Origin of the sequence: Mesorhizobium sp. WSM4887 (assembly GCF_029625865.1) — a bacterium.
GTDB lineage: Bacteria > Pseudomonadota > Alphaproteobacteria > Rhizobiales > Rhizobiaceae > Mesorhizobium.
This window is the reverse complement of the sequence record NZ_JARTVP010000006.1, coordinates 129,531-147,965: the sequence shown is the minus strand read 5'-3', so window position 1 is coordinate 147,965 and position 18,435 is coordinate 129,531. Positions and strand designations below refer to the sequence as shown.

Here is an 18,435-nt window from a genome sequence, read left to right as displayed (position 1 = left end):
GCTATTCGCAACATACCATGTCAGGGACGATTAGCTGGAACGTCTCATCCTCGAAGCCGAAATATGCCCTAAATCAGAAAAATCAGGCCGCGGCGGTGATGATGTTCAACGGCTTTCATTTTCGTTGAACATGGAGTATGCTCAACAAAACCGTATTTCGTTGAGCATCATGATCACGCGCCATTCACCGCTCGCTCATTCGGCCTACCACGATCTGCTGTCGTCTCTGCGCGACGAAGTCGCGGCGGAGATTCGCGGAACGCCGACGCGGATCGACCGCAACGGCCGCGTCTACTGGTACGACACCTACCGCGTCGGTTCGGACGTCAAGAAGACCTATATCGGAGAAGATGGCGAAGAACTTCGCCTTCGGATGCAACGCATCGAAGCACTGCGCGACGACCGCGATAATCGTCGCCGCAATCGCGCTCGACTGGTCCGCCTGCTGCGCGCGGAACGGTTCCTTGGCGTCGATGCAGCGACCGGCAGCCTTCTGCATGCATTCGCTTCCGCCGGAGTTTTCCGTCTCGGCGGGACGGTCGTGGGAACTCAAGCGTTCCGCCTCTACGAGGGCGAGCTCGGCGTCCGCTTCACCCTTGACCAGACTGCCCAAACGAACGACGTCGATATCGCCAGCTTCGAGCAACTCTCGATCGCCCTGGACGACAGTGTGTCGGCGCCGCTCGAACGGGTTCTCAAGGATTTCTCGTTCGAACCGGCGCCGACGCTGGACCCCGGTAAGACCTGGCGCTGGAAACAAACGCGGAGCGAGACGCTGGTCGAGTTCCTGACGCCGTCTTTCGCCGAGGAAGAGGGACTGCGTCCACTACCGGCGCTCGGCGTCCATGCCCAATCGCTACATCATCTCAACTATCTCCTGGCAGAGCCAATGCTGGCAGCCGTTACCTATCGCGACGGCGTGCTCGTGCAAATTCCGCGGCCGGAACGCTTCGCAATCCATAAGCTCATCGTTGCCGATCGTCGCCGCGACGGGCCAGACAGCCTAAAATCCATCAAGGACCGGCTGCAGGCCGAATTCCTGGTTGATGTGCTGGCTACGGACAGGCCGGACGACCTGCGCGAGGCTCTTGAGGACGCTCTGGCGCGCGGCAAGCGCTGGCGGGACAGGATTGCGGCCACCCTGAAGCGATCGCCATCGCTGCAGGCTGCCCTTGGCGACATGATGTGATAGCTGCCGCACCAGAAAATGCTTGGCGATGAACAAAATGCGCGTTCTCAATGAACGCGAATTCTCGTCGATCTGACGCCTGAACAAGCCCGTCCGCCGGTGAAAAACGAGCCACAGAGGCCATTTTCCCAAAACGAGCGATAAGGCAACATTATCATTCGTTTTATCGCGCCGACAGGCTGTGCGTTTTGATGCGAAGATCATGGCATAAAGCGCACCGGCATTTTACCCTCGAAAGCATGATTCGCCTCGATCCCGCGACCGCCAGCCCCGCCGCGCCGCCGACCGTTCCCGCCTGGGCACTCGCCGCCGGCGGCGCGTTGCAAGAGGCCGACGCCGCCTTCCAGGCCGGCGCCGCCTCGGCTTCGCTAGACATGCTTGCCCGCGCCCAGTCAGCGTGGGCCGGCGCGTGGCGCCAGCGGCTGGCACTCAACTGCGCGACCGCCAGCATGCGGCTCGCCGGCCGCGCCGAGGACGCGGCCGCCTTGCGCGATGCCTGGCACCTCTGCCCGGCCGGCGCCGATCCCGGTCCCGCCGGCGCCATTTTTGCCGCCTGGCGGCAGCTGGCGCTGCAGCCGCCCGTCGCCAGCGCCGATCGGCTTGCAAAGATCGTCGTCCAGCTTGGCCTCCATTGGGACGGCGCGGCTCTCGCTGACCTCTATACGGAGATCGAAGAAGTAGCGGCTTCGCGGCAGTCGGCGCCATTCGCCGCCGCGGCGATCGCCGCCCGCGTCGTCGCCATGCGCCCCGATGCCGAGCTTTTGGCCTGGTGGCTCGCCGACCTAGTGCTGGCGCGAAGCCTGCGCTGGCCGCGGCCGCTGCCGCTCCTGATGGCGCAGGCTTTTTCGCCGGCCTTCCGCGCCCAGGCTGGCGGCGGCAAGCGCATCCGACCGGGCGAAAAGAATTTTGAGCGGGCGGTCTGCGTCGCCCTGGTTCAGGCGGCGGCCGATGCCTGCCGGCTGGCCACCGAGCTGTCGCGCCGCGCCGAAAGACTCCTGGCGGTGGCGCCGAAACTGCGCGCCAAAGGCGCCGGCGACGTGATTTTTCTGCTCCTGAATGAAGATGCCGTCGCCGGATCGCTGGTGACAAAAAACCTGTCGCGCTTTGCGGCGCGGCGGCTGTTCGAGCGGCTTCAGCAGCTTGAGGCCGTGCGCGAGCTCTCCGGCCGTCCCACCTTCCGGCTGTTTGGGCTGTAGCGATGAGCCAAGCGTCCGTCCGCCGAAAGCCGAACGAGCAGCCGGCGCTGCTGGACACTGAGCTTGAGCACCTGCCGCCGGAATTGCGCTGGCGCGAGTGGATGGGCCGCGTCGAAGCGGTGATCTTTGCGGCCAGCGAGCCGGTACCGCGCGAAGTGCTCGCGCGGGTGGTGGGAAAAGACTGCAATCTCGAACTGGTCATCGATGACATTCGCGCCGAGCTCGCCGGCCGCCCCTACGAACTGGTGTCGGTCGCCGGCGGCTGGCAGCATCGGACCAAAAAGGTTTTTGGAGACGTCATCCACGCCGCGTTCGGGACAGCCGCGGGACAGGGGACAAAAGAACTGTCGCAGTCGGAGGCTCTTGTCCTCATGTGCATCGCTTATTTCCAGCCGATCACGCGTGGCGAGCTGTCGTCCTTCTTTGGCAAAGAGGTGTCGCGCGACCTGATCGGCGTGTTGCGCGCGCAGGACCTCATTGCCTCGGGGCCGCGCAGCCCGCAGCCGGGCGCGCCCTACACCTATGTGACGAGCAAGAATTTTCTGTCGCAGTTCGGGCTCGACACGTTGCGCCAGCTGCCGGATTTCGAGGCGCTCGAGGACGCCGGGCTGCTGTCGAAAGAAAAGCTGCTGGCCGGCGGTATTGGCTAACGGGGAGGGCGACATCGTTGAGGAGCTTGTGCCGTGAGCGGAGCGTTGTCACGTTGCGGCCACATGCAAAATGCAACGTAAGCGAACAGAGGCTTACGCTTTATAACGCACGGCTTGTCCTTCCTCATCGTCGTATCGGTTGCCTAGCGGCAGCTCTGCGCCGCAGGCTATCCGTTCGCGCCTCACTGCCATTGTCCCGAAAGCTGCTGGCCTGCTCTGGCGGCGGGGCCGCATTAGGGGGTTCTCACCTATCGCGCAACGCCGACGCGGACCCGAGAGCAAGGTATTTCAATCACGTGGACCGAGGTCGCGTCAGATGGACCTGGCGTCGGTGTAGGCGACGGCGGCAAGGTCGTCGCCGTTGTACTGCGACCAGGTCACGTCAATACCACTGGCAATCGCCCCCAGCCGCACTTTGAGGTTCTCGATCCTGCCTCCATCGTGCAGCACCCTGAGGGCATCGGCCAAAACCATCGTTGCTGCAGTCATCCCTACGAACGGCACCGCCACCGACTTTCCCGCGTGCTGGATCAGGCCGCAGGCCTGGCGCTTTAGGCGGCGGTACCCGGGGTTGGCTTCTGCCGCCTTCTCAATCGCCGCATTGATTGCTTGCTGTTCCGCGCCCGAGACCAACGGCCAAATATCGTCTGGGCGGCGGGCGTTCGGCCAGGTTCGCAGGCTAATTGAGTCGAAATTGGTCGCAGTCCCGCCAAGCCCGCTATCCACCACGCGGCCGAACCCTGCGCCGACCAACTGATGGCGCGCCTCGTTGTTGTCGAATCCGCTGAACGCGAGCGCGGGCTCATCGTCGCGCCTGCGAAGATGCTCATCGACATGGCGCTCGATCAAGCGCGTCTCGATGCCCATGTCCTCGAGCCAGCCTGCGCATACGCGCGTCTTCAGTTGACCGATGTGTCGACGACGGAAGAGGACGCCCGTCTCCGTGTTCGCGAGTTCGACTTTATCAAAATCGAGCAGATACAGCAGGAGATCCTGCGGTCGCGCGTAGGGCAGCGTTGAGATGGCCCACAGATATGCGTTGCCAAGATGCCCGAGGCCCAGAAGCCATGCCTTCCTCGGCAGAAAAGTGACACCGGGCCCGACGGCGTCCGGGTCAGTAGGCGAAAGGTCCGGTCGCCACAGCGACATCCCGATGACCCGCCGCCCGGCTTGCAGATCAAGGCGGGCGAAAGCGAGAAACACTTCCGATACCGACAGCGCTGCTGCAAGGACTGGCGCAAGGGAGCAGTGTTCCCGCTCCGCATACCGGCTCAACAACGATGCCGGTCCAGCAGCAGCGGCCCAGCCATCGAACGTGATGCGGGTCGCCAATCCGTCATGCATGGCATCGCCAATGAGGAGGACGTGCCCGGTGCTTCCGGCTTTCCAGCCGTTCTTGCCGACCTCGGCATTCAGCGCCTCGCGCAACGGGGGCTTTCCAACCACGCCGACGACGGCCACGGCATCCAACACCTTCTGTGGGGCCTCGATGCGCACTGCGCCCGGAAAGCAACGCACGGCGAGGCGGGCGGCTGTCAGTGCTGCCAACTGCAGCGAGCGTGAACCGGCGACGTCTTCGCCGAGACGAAGAGTGACGGTGAACCCACGCCGACGCGCAAGCACGTTTTCGGGATCGTCGCCATTGCGGTCGACCAGCAACTTGGAGATGCGCGAGATGCCCTGTGCCATTGCTGGCCTCCTACCAAAGCAAAAGACGGATGCGATCCGACAGTCCGTCCTTGTCGTGACGGCACCACCGGAAGCTGCCGAGGTACTGATGCACACCGACTCCCCGCGCCGTCCAAGGAGCCATGTGCGCGAAGTGCGGAAAGATGAGTGCGACATGACCGACTTCGGGGATCATTGGGTTGCGCTGGTCAGTCACGCTCTGCCCCGTGTTCTGGTTGCCGTGGGTGTGGCAGTCGGCGAGAACTTCGAGGCCGGTGTTCCGGCAGATTGCCCACAACGCGGCAAGGCCGTGGCCGTGAAACGTGATGATCCCGTGCTGGTAGGCGTTCGGGTCGAGGTCGTCATAGAACACGACCCGCTTCACCCTGCCGGTTGAACCATTCCATTTGCCTAACAGAAACGCTCCGCTTTCACGACGGCCTTGGCCGCGACTGCGCAGCCCGAGTACCAGCCACATCCAGGTCCACACGCTGATATTGATGCGTCTCGCGCCTGCGTTACTGGCCGATATAGTCTTCCCCCACCAGCAGCGTCTGAAATTCGTCGAGATAGTCAGTGATCGTGTTCCGGTCCTTCCATGCGAGGTGCGGTATGGTGGTGGTCCAGTCGCCGTGCGAGCTCAGGGTGAAGCGGTCGTAAGGGTGGTAAAAGGCCTTGCACAGGCCGGGCTCCCAGTCGGTCCGATAAACCTGGGCGAACCGCGATCCTGGCCGCCCCTTGGGGAACATGCCTTTCGGCAGCATGGTTTTTGCTACCGGGTCCCAGAAAGACCCGGTTGGAGAAACCGCCCGGTATCCGGCAACGTCGATCATGATGTGGTAGCGTGTCGGTGCGCCCGGACGTTCAGCCGCCTGAAGCCAGAAACAGGCACGCGGCCATGTCATCCCCTCCGGCAGAACCTCTTCCTCGGCAATGCCCCAGCGCCCGGCGAGGACGCCGGTACGAAACCCGGCGTCCTTAAGATCAATGTTGAACAGCTTCTGATCCGGCGTCATCTCGACCTCAGCCCTGAGGCGTCACTTCCTTGATGAGGTCAAACGACACCGCGCAAACCGGTGCAGTCGTCAGTTCGCCGATATGGGTATCGCCACGGGGCTGCGTCGTGGTGCCGGTGATCTGCAGCACGTACTCGGCAGCCGAAGCCGGATCGAGCTTGAACGCCTTGCGCGCCCAGTTCGTCAGCGTATTCACCGTCGTGGAGGGGGCAACCTTGCGGTGCTTAGTCTTCGCGCCGTAATTCACCTCCACTTTCACGCGCGTGCAGCGCGCCAAATGAACATGGCGGTGCTTGGTAAGGCCGAGTTCGCCGATCGACTTCTTCTTGTCGATGGCCTCGACCGTGTCCTCGGCATCCTCCGCTTCGATATCCTTCAGGACATCTTCGCTCTCGCCGACAAATACCGGCGCATCGGCAGACTCCTTGTCGCCAAGCCCCAGCCGCTCCAGCACGTCAGCTAGCTTATCCGTGTCTTCGACGGAGGCCACCACGGGATCGCGTCCGTGCGCATGAACAAAAATATCGAAAGCCATTTTGCTCTCCTTGGATTCGTCGCAGGGCCATCCCCACGGCGACAACCATAGCGTCGATTCCAAAATGCGTCAAATACAAACATTTATAATGTCTGTTATGCAAACAATGTTGGTGACGTTGACATTTTGTCGGTTTGCATTTAGAACAAGTCATGAACCACGATTGGGTATATCGAGAGATCGGCGGCCTGATCCGCCAGCGCCGCAAAAAGCAGAATCTGACGCAGGAAAAGCTTGCGCCGCTCGTCGGACTCTCAAGAACATCATTGGCAAACATCGAGAGCGGCAGGCAGAAGCTGCTGGTGCATCAACTCTTCGCCTTCGCCTCGGCGCTTGGCTTGGAGCCGCCCGACCTTCTGCCGAGGCCCGCAAGGCCGGTGGTTGGGCAGAACGACATGAAGTTCTCGCAGCAGCTCAGCGCGAGCCAGCGCGCACAACTCGCGCAGATGCTCGCGGACAAGCCAATAGTGCCAGCAGAGGGAGAGACAGGTGCCAAGCAGAACAAGCGCTGACCAGCCAGAAAAAGCGGCGGCGGCCGTTCTCGAAAGATTCAAACTGGGAGATACAGCGCCCATACCCGTCGACAAGATAGCCAAGGGCCTCGGCGCCCTTGTCCGATACTCGCCGCTCGATGACGAGCTTTCAGGGATGATCTACATCAAGGATGGGACGCCGATCATCGGGGTCAACGCACTCCACCATGTCAATCGGCAGCGGTTCACAATCGCCCATGAGTGCGGGCATCTCGAACTGCACCGCGAACTGTTGTCCAGCGAGGTTCACGTCGACAAGGAATATGAAGTGCCGCTGCTGGTGTTCAACCGCGATCACCGGTCCTCGCTCGGCACGCAGCCGATCGAAATCCAGGCCAACCGTTTCGCCGCGGCACTCCTGGTTCCGCATACGTTACTGCAAAAGACCCTCGATGGTCGCCTCGCCTCGGCGGACATAGACGACGAGAGCCCGCTGGACGAGCTGGCGCGAAAGTTCCGCGTCAGCAAATCGATGATGGAATACCGACTGAAGAGTTTGTCAGCGACGAATTGAGGTCTCATGGCCTTCGTATTCTACGACACCGAGACGACCGGGACGAACTGGCAGTTCGATCAGATATTGCAGTTCGCCGCGATCAAGACCGACCATGATCTGCATATCGTCGACGAGTTCCAGCTCCAGAGCCGGCTATTACCTCACGTCGTGCCAAGTCCGGAGGCCATGAAGGTCAACGGCCTCAAGCCCTCCCACCTGACCGACCCGTCACTGCCGTCGCACTACCAGATGATGCAGTCGATCAACTCCCGGCTTCGCGGCTGGGGCAGATCGATGTTCATGGGTTTCAACAATCTCGGGCTGGATGAAAATATCCTGCGCGCCGCCTTCTACAAGACGCTGCATCGCCCCTACCTGACGGTGATGGACGGCAATTCGCGAACCGATCTTCTGAAGCTCGCGCGCGCTGCCCACCTCCTTGCGCCGGGTGCTCTACGGCTCAATACCGGTGACTACGGAGCGCCTGTGTTCAAGCTTGGCGACCTCGCCCGTGCCAACGGATACAACAATCTCAACGCTCACAATGCCCGTGCAGATCTTGACGCGACCCTGCATGTCGCGCGCATTCTCATGAACGAGGCGCCCGCAGTCTGGAACGACTTTATGCGCTTCGCGCAGAAATCGGCAGTTCTTCAGCATATACACGACGAACAGATTTTCGGGCTGGCGGAGTTCTACAAGGGCAAGGCCTACACGTGGCTCGTGACCCGGATCGGGATATCAGTTCGCGACAGGAATATTCATTACGCCTTTGATCTCCAGTTCGATCCTGCAGAGTTTGCCGCGCTCTCGGACGAAGAGCTTGTCGAGCGGCTTGCCACCCTCCCGCGCCCGGTAAAGAAGCTCAAGGTGAATGGCTGCCCGGTCCTGTTCGCTGTTGAAGACGCACCAGCGGGCACCGAGGCGCGGGCACTAGATGATGCGGAGTTGGAGCTCAGAGTGCGACGCCTGCGCGATGATCCCGGTCTGACCGCCAGGCTGGTGGCTGCGAGAGATGCGTCTCTGCCGATCTACCCGCCATCGCCCCATGTCGAGCAGCAGATATTCGACGCCTTTACGGCCGATAATGATGTCGCCGTACTGGAGCAGTTCCACGCTGCTCCGTGGGAGAAACGCTACGCAATCCTATCCGCGCTTCAGGACGGACGGCTTTGTTTTCTTGGCGAAGAATTGATTTACTTGGAAAGTCCCGGTGCACTGAGCACCGAGCGGCGAGCCTTTCACGCAGTCCGCCATCGTAATCGGGTACTTGGCCTTGAGGCGCCTTGCCCGTGGCTGACGCTGCCGGCGGCGATAGAACTCGCTGACTCCATGATTGCCCTCGCAGGCCCTGGCGATTTGGCACATCTCCAGTCCCATCGGGCCCACCTTGTCGGCTGGCGTGACAGTCTAGCGTCCGTCGCGGCGTAGATTTACAACCATACCGCTATTCTGCTCAGTCACTAGGTGCTGGTCCGAGCCTCAGCCATATGTACCGACGCTAATAATGCCCATGCAATCTCTCCCGCCTAGTTGCGACGAGGTCAAATTGGCCTTGCGAGCTCTAGGTAGCGGCAAAGCGCATTGGCAAGCTGCATCTGGCGAGGTGTTCGGCACTCGGCTTGGAAAAGCATAGGCGACGACACCAGAACGCATACGCATTTCGCCCGGGACGTTGCCACATTCAAACGGTTGAGACTGTACAGGAACTCCATGCCGCGCGGCGCGTCGGCGGGACTTGAGGTCGCGGTGGAATAAATGGCGATCGGCGCCTCCTGCCCCTGAAACTTGTCCACCGTACCGACCCGGGCACCTGGCAGGCGCTTCTGGATCTCAAAAACCTGCGCATTGAAAGGCGCGATTATGAGGATGTCATCGAGAGTCAACGGGCGACTGGCCCCTTCGCGATCCGTCCAGCTAACGCCCGCCGCAATGACTTCGTTCACCAGGTCCGCGATCGCCTCAGCTTCTTCCGGCGAATTGCTCTGGTTGCCATTGTGCGCAACGGGCATCCATCGGAGGCCGGCGCCGGACATGGGTGTCTCGCCACCGATTAACTGGCTCCCTAGCCCTTCGCGCGGATGGAGTTCCCCTGCGTAGAAGAGCTCGGACGTGAAACCGCAGATGTCGGGGTGAAGCCGCCATGTTTCGTCGAGGAACAGGCCGCGATCTGGCGGGATGGTTTGGGCGCCATCGAGGATGTGGTGGAGGGCGGATACGTCGCACCCGTCAGGGTGGCTGCCCTGGATCGGCTGGTCGAGCTGCTGAGGATCACCCACGAGGACAAGCGTCTTCGCTGCCTGCGAGACGGCGAGCACGTTGGGGAGGGCCATCTGTGCCGCCTCGTCGACGAAGATCACATCGACCCCTTCAAATGCGTCGGGACGAGACCAGAGCCAGGCCGTCCCACCGCCAACGTTCACGTCGTGGCCCATGGCCGCGATTAGGTCTTCACTCCGGCGGGCAAACGTCAGCCGATGCTGTTGTTCGTCTTCTTCATCGGCCTTGTGACAGCACTGGAGATCGACGCCGAGACTGTCCGCTTCCTCAATGACCTTGTCGATGAGGTTCCGGATGACCTTGTGGCTGTTCGCGGTGATCCCGACTGTCTTGCCCTGTCGGACGAGGGCGCAGATCATTCGCGCTGCTGTAAAGGTCTTCCCAGCGCCCGGCGGTCCCTGCACGGGGAGGACGCCTTCGCCGAGATGCTCCGCCAGTCGTAACGCGGCATCAAGCGTGCTCTCTCCTGCCTCCCTCACAGAGTGGTCACCGATGGGAGGCGGGCGCCTTAACAGCAAATCTCGCGCCGCCTGGTACGGGCCGGGGCCTTCAACTCCGTTCGCCACGACATGTTCTCCGATGCGGAGGAGAGCCTCCGCAATGACCTCGGCGCCGACGACTTTATGCGCGAAAACTGCTTCAGGATGAACGGTGGCGGTGTCCTGGCGCTTCTTGATATCGACGGTCCGTTCTTCAAGCGAAATAGCTTCAACCTTTCCGAACTTGTCGCCGCCGCAATTGCGGAGGTCTTCGCCGCCGCGAAGTGAGGTCTCCTGCTTTGGGTAACTGTAGCGATGGATGGGCGCGCGAGCCGTTCCGCCGGCTTCCCCGACGAATGTAAGGCCTGACAGCCCCGCCCGCTCGTCGAGCAACTCTTCGGCGGACACCGCAGCAAGGCGAAAGAGCTCCCACCATGCAGCCTTGAGTTCCCGCCGATGCCAATCCAGCAGATTGGCCAGCAACCAACGCGCCTGCTGCTCTTCCGAGCGATCGGCAGGATCGTCGGGGATGCCTTGCAGAAGCTGCTCGATAACGGGAGCGATGCGCGCAAGCCAGGCAGCGACGTTCTCGTTCGGGGCACCATCATCACCGCCTGCGGGCCGTGGGACATCCACGCCGGCGGCGATGAATTCTGCCCGCCGATCCTCGAGCCATGAGCGGAGGGCGGCCGTCGAGAGGCAGTCGTCTTCATTGTAGCCGCGCACTGTCTCGAGGGTCGCTTCGCTGACGGATGCGACGTCGCCGAGCTCGAGATTGGCCTGGAAGTTCGTGAGCGCGCTGTTCGCGTCCGGCAGCGACACCTGCCTTGCGAAGCCATAGAAAGGTTCGAGACGCTTGATGGAGTAACTCTCGACGCTGGCACGAACGGCATGCCGAACGACTGAATAGAGGTCGACGAAGAGCTCCGCGCGCAGCATCCGGTCGATTTCGTCTTCTCGCGTGCCGTACTTTCCCATCAAGCGCTCGAGGGCTGCCTGCTCATAGGGCGCGTAATGGTAGATGTGCAGGTCCGGATACGTCTCCCAGCGCGCCATGACGAAATCGACGAACCGCTCGAACGCTTGCCTTTCTTCGGCGCGGCTTAACGCCCATTCGCCGCGGTAAACGCTTTGGCCCTGACCGTCGTTGAACAGGTAGCCAAAGAGGTATTCGAGGCCGTGCTCTCCCACGAATGGATCTCCTTCGAGGTCCAGGAAGATGTCGCCGGCGGAAGGTTCAGGCAGACGTGCGAGCCCGAACCCGGGTTCGATCTCAAGCATCTCGAATCTTCGCGCCCCGGTTTCCCGCGCCTCGACCTGTATGCGCGCCTGTTCCCGCACACGACCATACGAGCCGACCGACCCGCGTTCAGGACGCCAGGGAAAGGGAAGGGCGAGCGCTGCGATGCCAGCCATCGTCGAGGCGCCGTGCTGCGCGAATTCGTTGATCTGGACTTTCGTCACGCCGGCAATCAGGCAGGGGTGGTCGTCCTCCCGCCTCTTGCGATCGCAAGTGTCATGCCAGCGGCAAACGTCGCAGTGCGGGGTCGGGTCGGGATACGTGGCCGGAGCATTCTCTTGCTCCAGCGACTGCTCGAAGCGACGCTTCACCTGCCGATAGTAGGCTGCGTAGTCGGCGAAGCGGAACGTCTGCGGCATGAAGTCGGACCAAGGGGCGACTACATGCATATGATCCGGCGCAAGGCCTTGCGCGTGATCCAGCAGGTCCGAATAGAGGCAGAGCTGAAGCACCGTTCCGGCCTTCGTCTCCCGTGCGAGCTTCGTATCGAGCGCCTCATACGACCAGGCGCCGAGATTGCTTGGCTTCTCGACACGCCGCAGGACGTCGGCCCGGCCGCCCCAGCGGCCATGACGCAATGCGCCTTGCACGATGACCTCGGTGCCGGATGCCATCGACTGGAGGGTCGCTGCAACGGCCGTGTCAGAGATATCGACGCCGTCGATCCGCGTTGTCTCCAATCCGCTGTCGGTCAAATGCTGCACGAAGTTCCGTTCATGCACGGCTCCGCGCTCCCGGAGGACCTCCAGCTGCGGGTCCCAGTAGATTGGCTTTACGAGCTGTCCCTGTGCGACAGCTCGGTCAAGAACGCTCAGATGATGGCAACTTAGATGCCCTACCAAGTCGCTCGCACTAAGGCGCAGTTCGCCCGCAACTACCTGCATACCAGTGTCCCCCCATTTCTGCTGCCGCAGCCTATTTCCATTCGCTGCCGTTAATAAACTCTGCGGGAGAACTTTCGCCGTCTAGCGGCACCCGGCGCCGCAAGATAATGGGATGAGTGGTGCTCGCATGGCCGCCACGCAACCCTATTGTCCGGCTCTCTTTAGCGGCGATGACCAAGGAAGGTGCTCTTCGTCATCGAAGTTGTTTGCTGTGGGCGGCAATCTTTGTTCGAAGATTGTCCGATACCCGCAGACCATGCCATGATGTCAACGGAATATCCTGAGGGTCCGGGGGGACGACTATGGAATGGTTCCTGATCGGCGCGGCGTTGGTTGCGTGGCTGATCTATCTAGGACGCAAGCAAAGTCTCGCAGAAGAGGCGCCGCAGCGCTCACACCGATCTGTGCAGGACCGGTCTGCGCCGACGAGCGAACGGATTGCGTCGCCGCAGCAGCCTTGGCAGGACCCGCGATCTCATCCTGGCGGGCGTTTCACCGAAGGAAGCAATCAGTGGGAGCGGCGCCCGGTCACGCCCAGCATGCTCGCAGGCGATAGCGGTCGTCAGTCGAAGGCTCCGGCAAAATGGATAGCTTCCGGAGAAAGCGTTCGGGTGGCGGGAGTCTCAATCAACTCGGGCATGTTCTATCTCGGCGCGTCCTTCGCCGGAAAATCCGGTGCCGAGAACTGCCTGGTTGATCCAACATGCCACGTCGGCTCCGTAAGAGGTGATCCCGAAGGCAGGACGTTGCCCTACTGGCCATCATACCAATCGATCTCCCCCGGGGCGCGCCGGACGTATCTCGAATGGCTTGCAGGAAGCAGGAACGATCCTTCGATCGGCATAGGCTACGTCTTCATATTCTTCTATGGCCTCGAACGTCGTCTCTTCGTCGACGAGGCCAGGAACGAGGCGCCGGCGATGGCAGCGGAGGTCCGGCGCCTTCTTGCGCTCCATGGCGAGAACTACTCCTTCAAGGGCTACGTTTCGAAGTTCCTGGACGTGGCGGATTTGATGGCGAACCCGGATATCTCCCGGCCGGCACTCTCGCCAGATTTGAGGAGCGGCTACGAGATGCCGTTGTCCGTAAGGCTGCATCTCGGACGAAAGCTAGGTTCCAAGCTTCCTTTCGACAGCACTGATGCGCTTCTGTGGGTATTGTCCCTTCCGGACACGCAGCTCCGTAAGCCTGCAGCTAGATGCTTCGAGGAACTCGCCGAACTCTGGCATGTGCGGTTCGCGTCGCGGTATCCGGACGGGCTGAAGGTCAATTCGCCGAGGACGAAGATCAAAGTCGAATACCGGGCGGCGAGCGGAGGCTTCGGGGGCAGGGTGGACCTGTCGGATAGCGAGCTCGGACCGCTTCCCGACGTCGCTGCCCTTTCCGCGCCAATCGATGGACTGAGAGACCTTCTCAACGCGTGTACAGACGAGCTTGCCGCTTACAGCCGTCTTCTTGGAAAGAAACCTGAGGCCAAGGATACCGTTGAGGCCGCTTTCCTCTTGCCCAAGGAGATTCTGATGTCCGGCTCGAGGACCGGAGCCGCAGCGCTCAAGCGCGTTGACGATCTTTTTGGCGATCACAGGATCGCCGGGGTCAAGGTGACGCGGCTGGCGCAAGCCCTGGGAATGGAAATCCCGCCCAAGGGAAAACTCGGCGCAGTCCTATGCAACCAGATCGGCGCCTTGATGGACAAGCTGGATGTTGGCTTCGAGCCGGACCGCAGGTACGGCTCGCGCGGCTTGGAAGCCGACGGCTACATTCTGCTGTTCAAGGCGAAGGAAGGGGCTCCCGTGGACGGCGAGTTCTCCGCCTATGCTGCCGCCAGGGCGATGGTAGAGGTGGCGGCACTGGCGGCCGTTTCCGATGGAAAGGTCGAGCCCAGCGAATTCGAATCGATCAAGGCGGACATCCGTTCGTTTCCAGGCGTGGGAGGCGTCGAGCGCGGCAGGCTGATGGCGTACGCCAGCACGCTTCTCAGGGACCCGGCGGCGCAGCAATCCGCCATCAAGAAATTGGGCAGCATCGGTGCGGATGCCCGCGCCAGCGCCGTCCGATCGGCCACGTCGGCCGTCCTGGCGGATGGCCACGCGGCCCCTGACGAGGTGAAGTTCCTCGAGCGGCTGTACAAGGCGCTCGGCTACCCGGTGGAGGATCTGTATTCCGCCCTCCATCGCGGGTCGGTCGCGCTGGACGAGCCCGTCGCCGTCGCTCCGGAGACGCGTGCGATCGGCATTCCGATCCCGGCGCAGCCTCCTGCACCTCCCTCGGGCGGTGTCAGGATAGATCGCGGTCGCCTGGAGCGGATCAAATCGGAGACCACGGCCGTGTCGGAGCTTCTCGCGGGCATCTTCATCGAAGAGGAGCCGCCAGCCTCTCCCCCTCAAATCAGGGAACCTGTAGCTGCGGAAGGGAAGTTCGCCGGTCTCGATGGCGCTCACGCCAAATTGCTGAGCCTTCTGGCCGAGAGCGGCGAACTTGACCGGCAAGAGTTCGAAGACGAGGCACGGAAGCTTCGGCTGTTGCCCGACGGAGCGATCGAAACGATAAACGAATGGGGTTTCGACAGGTTCGACGAACCTATAGTCGATAGCGACGAGCGCGTTTCAGTCGGCGAGCATCTCAGGGACAAGCTGCAGCAAGCGAGGGTGGAAGCATGACGACCGTGACGACTATCAAGACGCGCGATCGCGACGCCATTCTGCAGGCGCTCGCCGCCGGAGTCGTCCCCAAGACGGGACTTCGTCATGTGCAGGTCGGCCGTGCCGCCGAGGTGGGAGCGTTGGTCCGGGATATCGACCGCATCTGCGACGGTGGCGCGGCGATCCGTTTCGTGATCGGCGAATACGGTGCCGGCAAGACCTTCTTCCTGAACCTCGTGCGCCTGGTCGCACTCGAGCGCAAATGCGTCACGATCCACGCCGACCTTGCGCCCGACCGCAGGATTCATGCGACGGCAGGCCAGGCGAGGGGACTCTATGCCGAAGCCGTCCGGAACATGGCGACGCGGACCCGGCCCGACGGCGGCGCACTGCCGAGCGTGGTCGAGCGCTTCGTGACGGACTGCATCCAGGAGGCGGGACAAGCGGGCGTGCCGGTCGAGAGCATCATCGACCAGCGTCTCGCGCACCTGCAGGAACACGTCGGCGGCTATGACTACGCGACGGTCCTGAAGGCGTACTGGAAAGGAAGCGAAGAGGGCGACGAGGTTCTCAAGGCCTCGGCCCTCCGGTGGCTGCGCGGGGAATACTCCACGAAGACGGAGGCGCGCCAGGCGCTTGGCGTCCGAAACATCATCGATGACGACAACCTCTATGATTCCCTCAAGCTGCTGGCAGCGTTCGTGAAGCTTGCAGGATACGCCGGGCTGTTCGTCGTCTTCGACGAAATGGTGAAGCCAGTCGCGCTCGACCTCATCGCCGACCATATGTTCGCGACGCTTCGCGGAGCGAACAACCTTGTATTCGCCGGGTCGCGCAGGCGCGTGGAGGCCCTGGCAGACAGGCTGCGGACGCGATCCGAAAATGGCGGTGTTCCGAACGAGTTCTTTCCCCATCATGGCAGCCTCTCGAAGGAATTGCGGGAGGAGCTCGAAGACAGGCTGAAGCAGTCCAACCTACCCACGACAGAGGTCGCGACGACGACGCTGGAACTCGGCATCGATATCGGATCCATCAAGTCCGTGGCCCAGGTTGGGGCGCCGCGGTCGCTCGCGTCGCTTCGCCAACGTCTGGGGCGCAGTGGCCGGCGGCGCGGCGTTCCTGCAATCCTTCGCGTGTATGTGCGAGAACGAAATCTTGGACAGGATTCCGACCCACTCGACCACCTGAGACTGGAGACGGTGCGTGCCGTTGCCGCGGTGCGCCTGCTCGTCGCCAAGTTCGTGGAACCACCATCCATCGTCGACGCCGTTGCGACCGTCGCGCTTCACCAGACTGTTTCCTTGATCGCTCAGGAGGGCGGACTACGCGCTGATCGTCTTTTCGAGACGATATGCTCGGCTGGCCCGCTTTCCGTGTTGGGAAAGGACGATTACATCGAGCTGCTGCGCGGCATGGCTTCGGCAGACAACCGGCTGCTGGAGCAGGCGCCGGATGGTACGGTCATGCTCGGCGAAATCGGGGAGCGGCTTACGGCTGGCCGCGACTTCTACGCCGTGTTTTCGACGGACGAGGAGTGGCGGATCGTCTGCGGCGGGCGGACGCTTGGCGCCATCCCGATCTCGAACCCGGTCGCCGTTGGAGTGGTAATCGCGTTCGCCGGGCAGCGCTGGCGCATCGCATCGGTGGACGACCGCAGCAAGGTGCTCGAGGTCGAGCGGCATCGGTCCGGAAAGATTCCTCAGTTCGACAACGTGATGAGCGAACCTGTACACGACAGGCTTTCGTCCGAGATGCGAGCGGTCCTGGAAGGTGACGACGTTCCAGCCTATCTCGACATGGCCGCCGCCGACTTCCTGGGGCAGGGGAGGGAAGCCTATCTGGAGCTCGGGCTGCAGCGGACCAGATTCCTGCCGGCGGGGAAGGATACGCACATCCTGACCTGGAGAGGTACCGAAGCCAATGCAGTTCTCGCCTTCACGTTGGTTTCGGCGGGCCTTGAATGCGCGGTGCACGACGTCGGCGTGACAGTTCTGGAGACTACGCCTTCAGAAGCCGAGGCGGTCCTTCGTCAAGTAGCTGAACGCCCACCGGATATTCAGTCCATTTCGGAGTTCGTCGAGAACCTCGAGACAGCGAGGTTCGACGGTATGGTCCCTGAACCACTCTTGAGAAGGCTGTGGGCCAAGGCGCGCGCGAACATAGGGAAAGAGATCGGCGCTGTCGCGACCGAACTACTCAATCCGCGAGGCTAAGCGGTGCTTGGAGAAGAAATTGTTGCAAAGCGAGGCAATCGGACCGCCGGGCAAATGCGGTTCAGCCGCACCCTAAACAGGAGGAATGACGCATGGCGAGGCAGCATTCAACGCCTCTGGTTATCTCCGGCGATGGAGCTTCGGTAGTGACTGCAAGGCTCCTCGAGCTTGGCCGAGGGGGACATGGCGTGACCGAGGCGGCGATCCAGGACCTCATTCATCGCTTTCCATCCTGCCTGCCCATCGCCGAGATCGATCCGTTATTCGCTAATCCGGTACCCATTTGCCGAGAGCTTTCGACGCCGGCTGGTCCAATCGACAACTTCATGGTCACGCCTACAGGCCTGCCAGTGCTCGCTGAGTGCAAGCTTTGGCGCAACCCAGAAGGCAGGCGGGAGGTAGTTGGGCAGATTCTCGACTATGCGAAGGAACTAGCGCTGTGGACCTCATCCGACCTGCAACGCGAGACCAGCCGAAGAGTAGGCAGAGAAGGAAATGTCCTCCTCGATCTGGTGCGGGCAGCAGGAAACGATGTGGACGAGATCAGCTTCAATGATGCGCTGACACTGAACCTGAGGCGAGGACGGTTCCTGCTCCTGATTGTAGGTGATGGTATTCGCGTCGGGGTAGAGACGATCGCGGAGTATCTACAAGGCCATTCCGGCCTTCATTTTACGTTGGGCCTCGTCGAAATGCCGATCTACGAGCTGGCAGACGGGACTCGGATCGTCGTGGCGCGTGTTCTCGCGAAGACGCAGACAATTGTGAGGAGCGTTATCGCCCTGCCGGATGGCCTCGCTCTGTCTGAGGACGAAGAAGAGGAATCCTCTGGTCCCGTCGAGACATCGGAAAGAAGAGCCGGGCGGGAGCGGCGCAACGCCATCAGGCAGAGCTTCTGGCAAGATTTCCTGTCGGGACTCCATCTCGACGATCCGGATCAGATGCGGCCGCCACCTGCCCTTGGCGGCCATATCGTCTTCAAGTTCGGAGCGCCCGGTGGTTCGAGTTGGTTGACGGTCTACCGTGATATGCGCGCCAACCGCGTCGGTCTGGACCTATCTTCCAACCGTAACTCTGTGGGCGAGCGCGCGTCGAAGGCCCTGGCCCCTCAGGCAGAGGAGTTGGCTGCGGAATTGGGTCCAGGGGTGACGATCGATTTTGCGGGCGACAGGCCAATCATTGCTCAGGACTACACCCGTGCAGGACCTGGAGAATCCAGAAGACCGGGCACGGGCCCTGAACTGGCTTCAGGAGCGGACAAACGCGTTTGTAAACGCACTTCGGCCGCGCATCCGATCGGCGCTTCGCGATTTAGTGGAGGAATGAATTTGGCCGCGCACTCACTGTAAATACC

The 18,435-nt window shown here is 61.9% G+C and carries 14 protein-coding genes and 1 pseudogene; 10 read left to right on the top strand and 5 right to left on the bottom strand.

Annotated elements, in window-relative coordinates; all coding sequences use genetic code 11:
* Positions 1–169 precede the first annotated feature (169 nt).
* The 3 genes from P9230_RS22005 to P9230_RS21995 all read left to right on the top strand — a co-directional run bounded on the left by P9230_RS22005 (position 170) and on the right by P9230_RS21995 (position 3,035).
* The gene (locus P9230_RS22005) at positions 170–1,189 is read left to right on the top strand and encodes a GSU2403 family nucleotidyltransferase fold protein (RefSeq protein WP_278120818.1); all 1,020 of its coding nucleotides are present in this window, start codon (positions 170–172) and stop codon (positions 1,187–1,189) included.
* Between the two features lie 239 nt (positions 1,190–1,428).
* Positions 1,429–2,385 carry a DUF1403 family protein gene (locus tag P9230_RS22000; RefSeq protein WP_278055665.1) on the top strand — a complete coding sequence of 319 codons (957 nt, stop codon included), beginning with the start codon at positions 1,429–1,431 and terminating at the stop codon, positions 2,383–2,385.
* A gap of 2 nt (positions 2,386–2,387) precedes the next feature.
* Positions 2,388–3,035, top strand: a complete 648-nt coding sequence (locus tag P9230_RS21995; RefSeq protein ID WP_278055664.1) for an SMC-Scp complex subunit ScpB — start codon at positions 2,388–2,390, stop codon at positions 3,033–3,035.
* Between the two features lie 312 nt (positions 3,036–3,347).
* On the opposite strand, the gene P9230_RS21990 is transcribed toward P9230_RS21995, so the two are convergent.
* The 4 genes from P9230_RS21990 to P9230_RS21975 are packed head-to-tail and all read right to left on the bottom strand — an operon-like array spanning position 3,348 to position 6,254.
* Positions 3,348–4,724, bottom strand: coding sequence for a hypothetical protein (locus P9230_RS21990; RefSeq protein ID WP_278055663.1), 1,377 nt, complete (start codon positions 4,722–4,724; stop codon positions 3,348–3,350).
* 10 nt (positions 4,725–4,734) lie between these two features.
* Positions 4,735–5,181 (bottom strand): hypothetical protein, encoded by a 447-nt coding sequence (locus P9230_RS21985; RefSeq protein ID WP_278055662.1) that lies wholly within the window; start codon positions 5,179–5,181, stop codon positions 4,735–4,737.
* A 40-nt stretch (positions 5,182–5,221) separates the two neighbouring features.
* Positions 5,222–5,719, bottom strand: coding sequence for a hypothetical protein (locus tag P9230_RS21980; RefSeq protein ID WP_278055660.1), 498 nt, complete (start codon positions 5,717–5,719; stop codon positions 5,222–5,224).
* 7 nt (positions 5,720–5,726) lie between these two features.
* On the bottom strand, positions 5,727–6,254 hold the full coding sequence (locus tag P9230_RS21975) for a hypothetical protein (protein ID WP_278055659.1): 528 nt from the start codon (positions 6,252–6,254) through the stop codon (positions 5,727–5,729).
* A 152-nt stretch (positions 6,255–6,406) separates the two neighbouring features.
* Here P9230_RS21975 and P9230_RS21970 point away from each other — a divergent pair, with 152 nt between their 5' ends.
* The 3 genes from P9230_RS21970 to P9230_RS21960 are packed head-to-tail and all read left to right on the top strand — an operon-like array spanning position 6,407 to position 8,714.
* Entirely contained in the window at positions 6,407–6,766 is a 360-nt protein-coding gene (locus P9230_RS21970) for a helix-turn-helix transcriptional regulator (protein WP_278055658.1), read from the top strand.
* The gene (locus P9230_RS21965; RefSeq protein WP_278055656.1) at positions 6,744–7,301 is read left to right on the top strand and encodes an ImmA/IrrE family metallo-endopeptidase; all 558 of its coding nucleotides are present in this window, start codon (positions 6,744–6,746) and stop codon (positions 7,299–7,301) included. Before P9230_RS21970 ends, P9230_RS21965 begins: the two co-directional genes overlap by 23 nt.
* Before the next feature lie 6 nt (positions 7,302–7,307).
* Entirely contained in the window at positions 7,308–8,714 is a 1,407-nt protein-coding gene (locus tag P9230_RS21960; RefSeq protein ID WP_278055655.1) for an exonuclease domain-containing protein, read from the top strand.
* Positions 8,715–8,827: 113 nt separating this feature from the next.
* Here P9230_RS21960 and P9230_RS21955 read toward each other — a convergent pair whose 3' ends face one another.
* Positions 8,828–12,226: a TM0106 family RecB-like putative nuclease gene (locus P9230_RS21955; protein ID WP_278055654.1), complete on the bottom strand. Its 3,399-nt coding sequence runs from the start codon at positions 12,224–12,226 to the stop codon at positions 8,828–8,830.
* Between the two features lie 302 nt (positions 12,227–12,528).
* Here P9230_RS21955 and P9230_RS21950 point away from each other — a divergent pair, with 302 nt between their 5' ends.
* The 4 genes and pseudogenes from P9230_RS21950 (at position 12,529) to P9230_RS21935 (ending at position 18,430) form a co-directional block, all read left to right on the top strand.
* Entirely contained in the window at positions 12,529–14,886 is a 2,358-nt protein-coding gene (locus tag P9230_RS21950) for a TerB N-terminal domain-containing protein (protein ID WP_336618917.1), read from the top strand.
* Positions 14,883–15,620, top strand: a pseudogene (locus P9230_RS21945) (BREX system ATP-binding domain-containing protein); the annotation flags it as partial. The gene P9230_RS21950 and the pseudogene P9230_RS21945, both read left to right, overlap by 4 nt.
* Positions 15,615–17,081, top strand: a complete 1,467-nt coding sequence (locus P9230_RS21940) for a helicase-related protein (RefSeq protein WP_336618919.1) — start codon at positions 15,615–15,617, stop codon at positions 17,079–17,081. The pseudogene P9230_RS21945 and the gene P9230_RS21940, both read left to right, overlap by 6 nt.
* A 188-nt stretch (positions 17,082–17,269) precedes the next feature.
* A complete protein-coding gene (locus P9230_RS21935; RefSeq protein WP_278055650.1) occupies positions 17,270–18,430 on the top strand; it encodes a hypothetical protein in 1,161 nt (386 codons plus the stop codon).
* Positions 18,431–18,435: the final 5 nt, after the last annotated feature.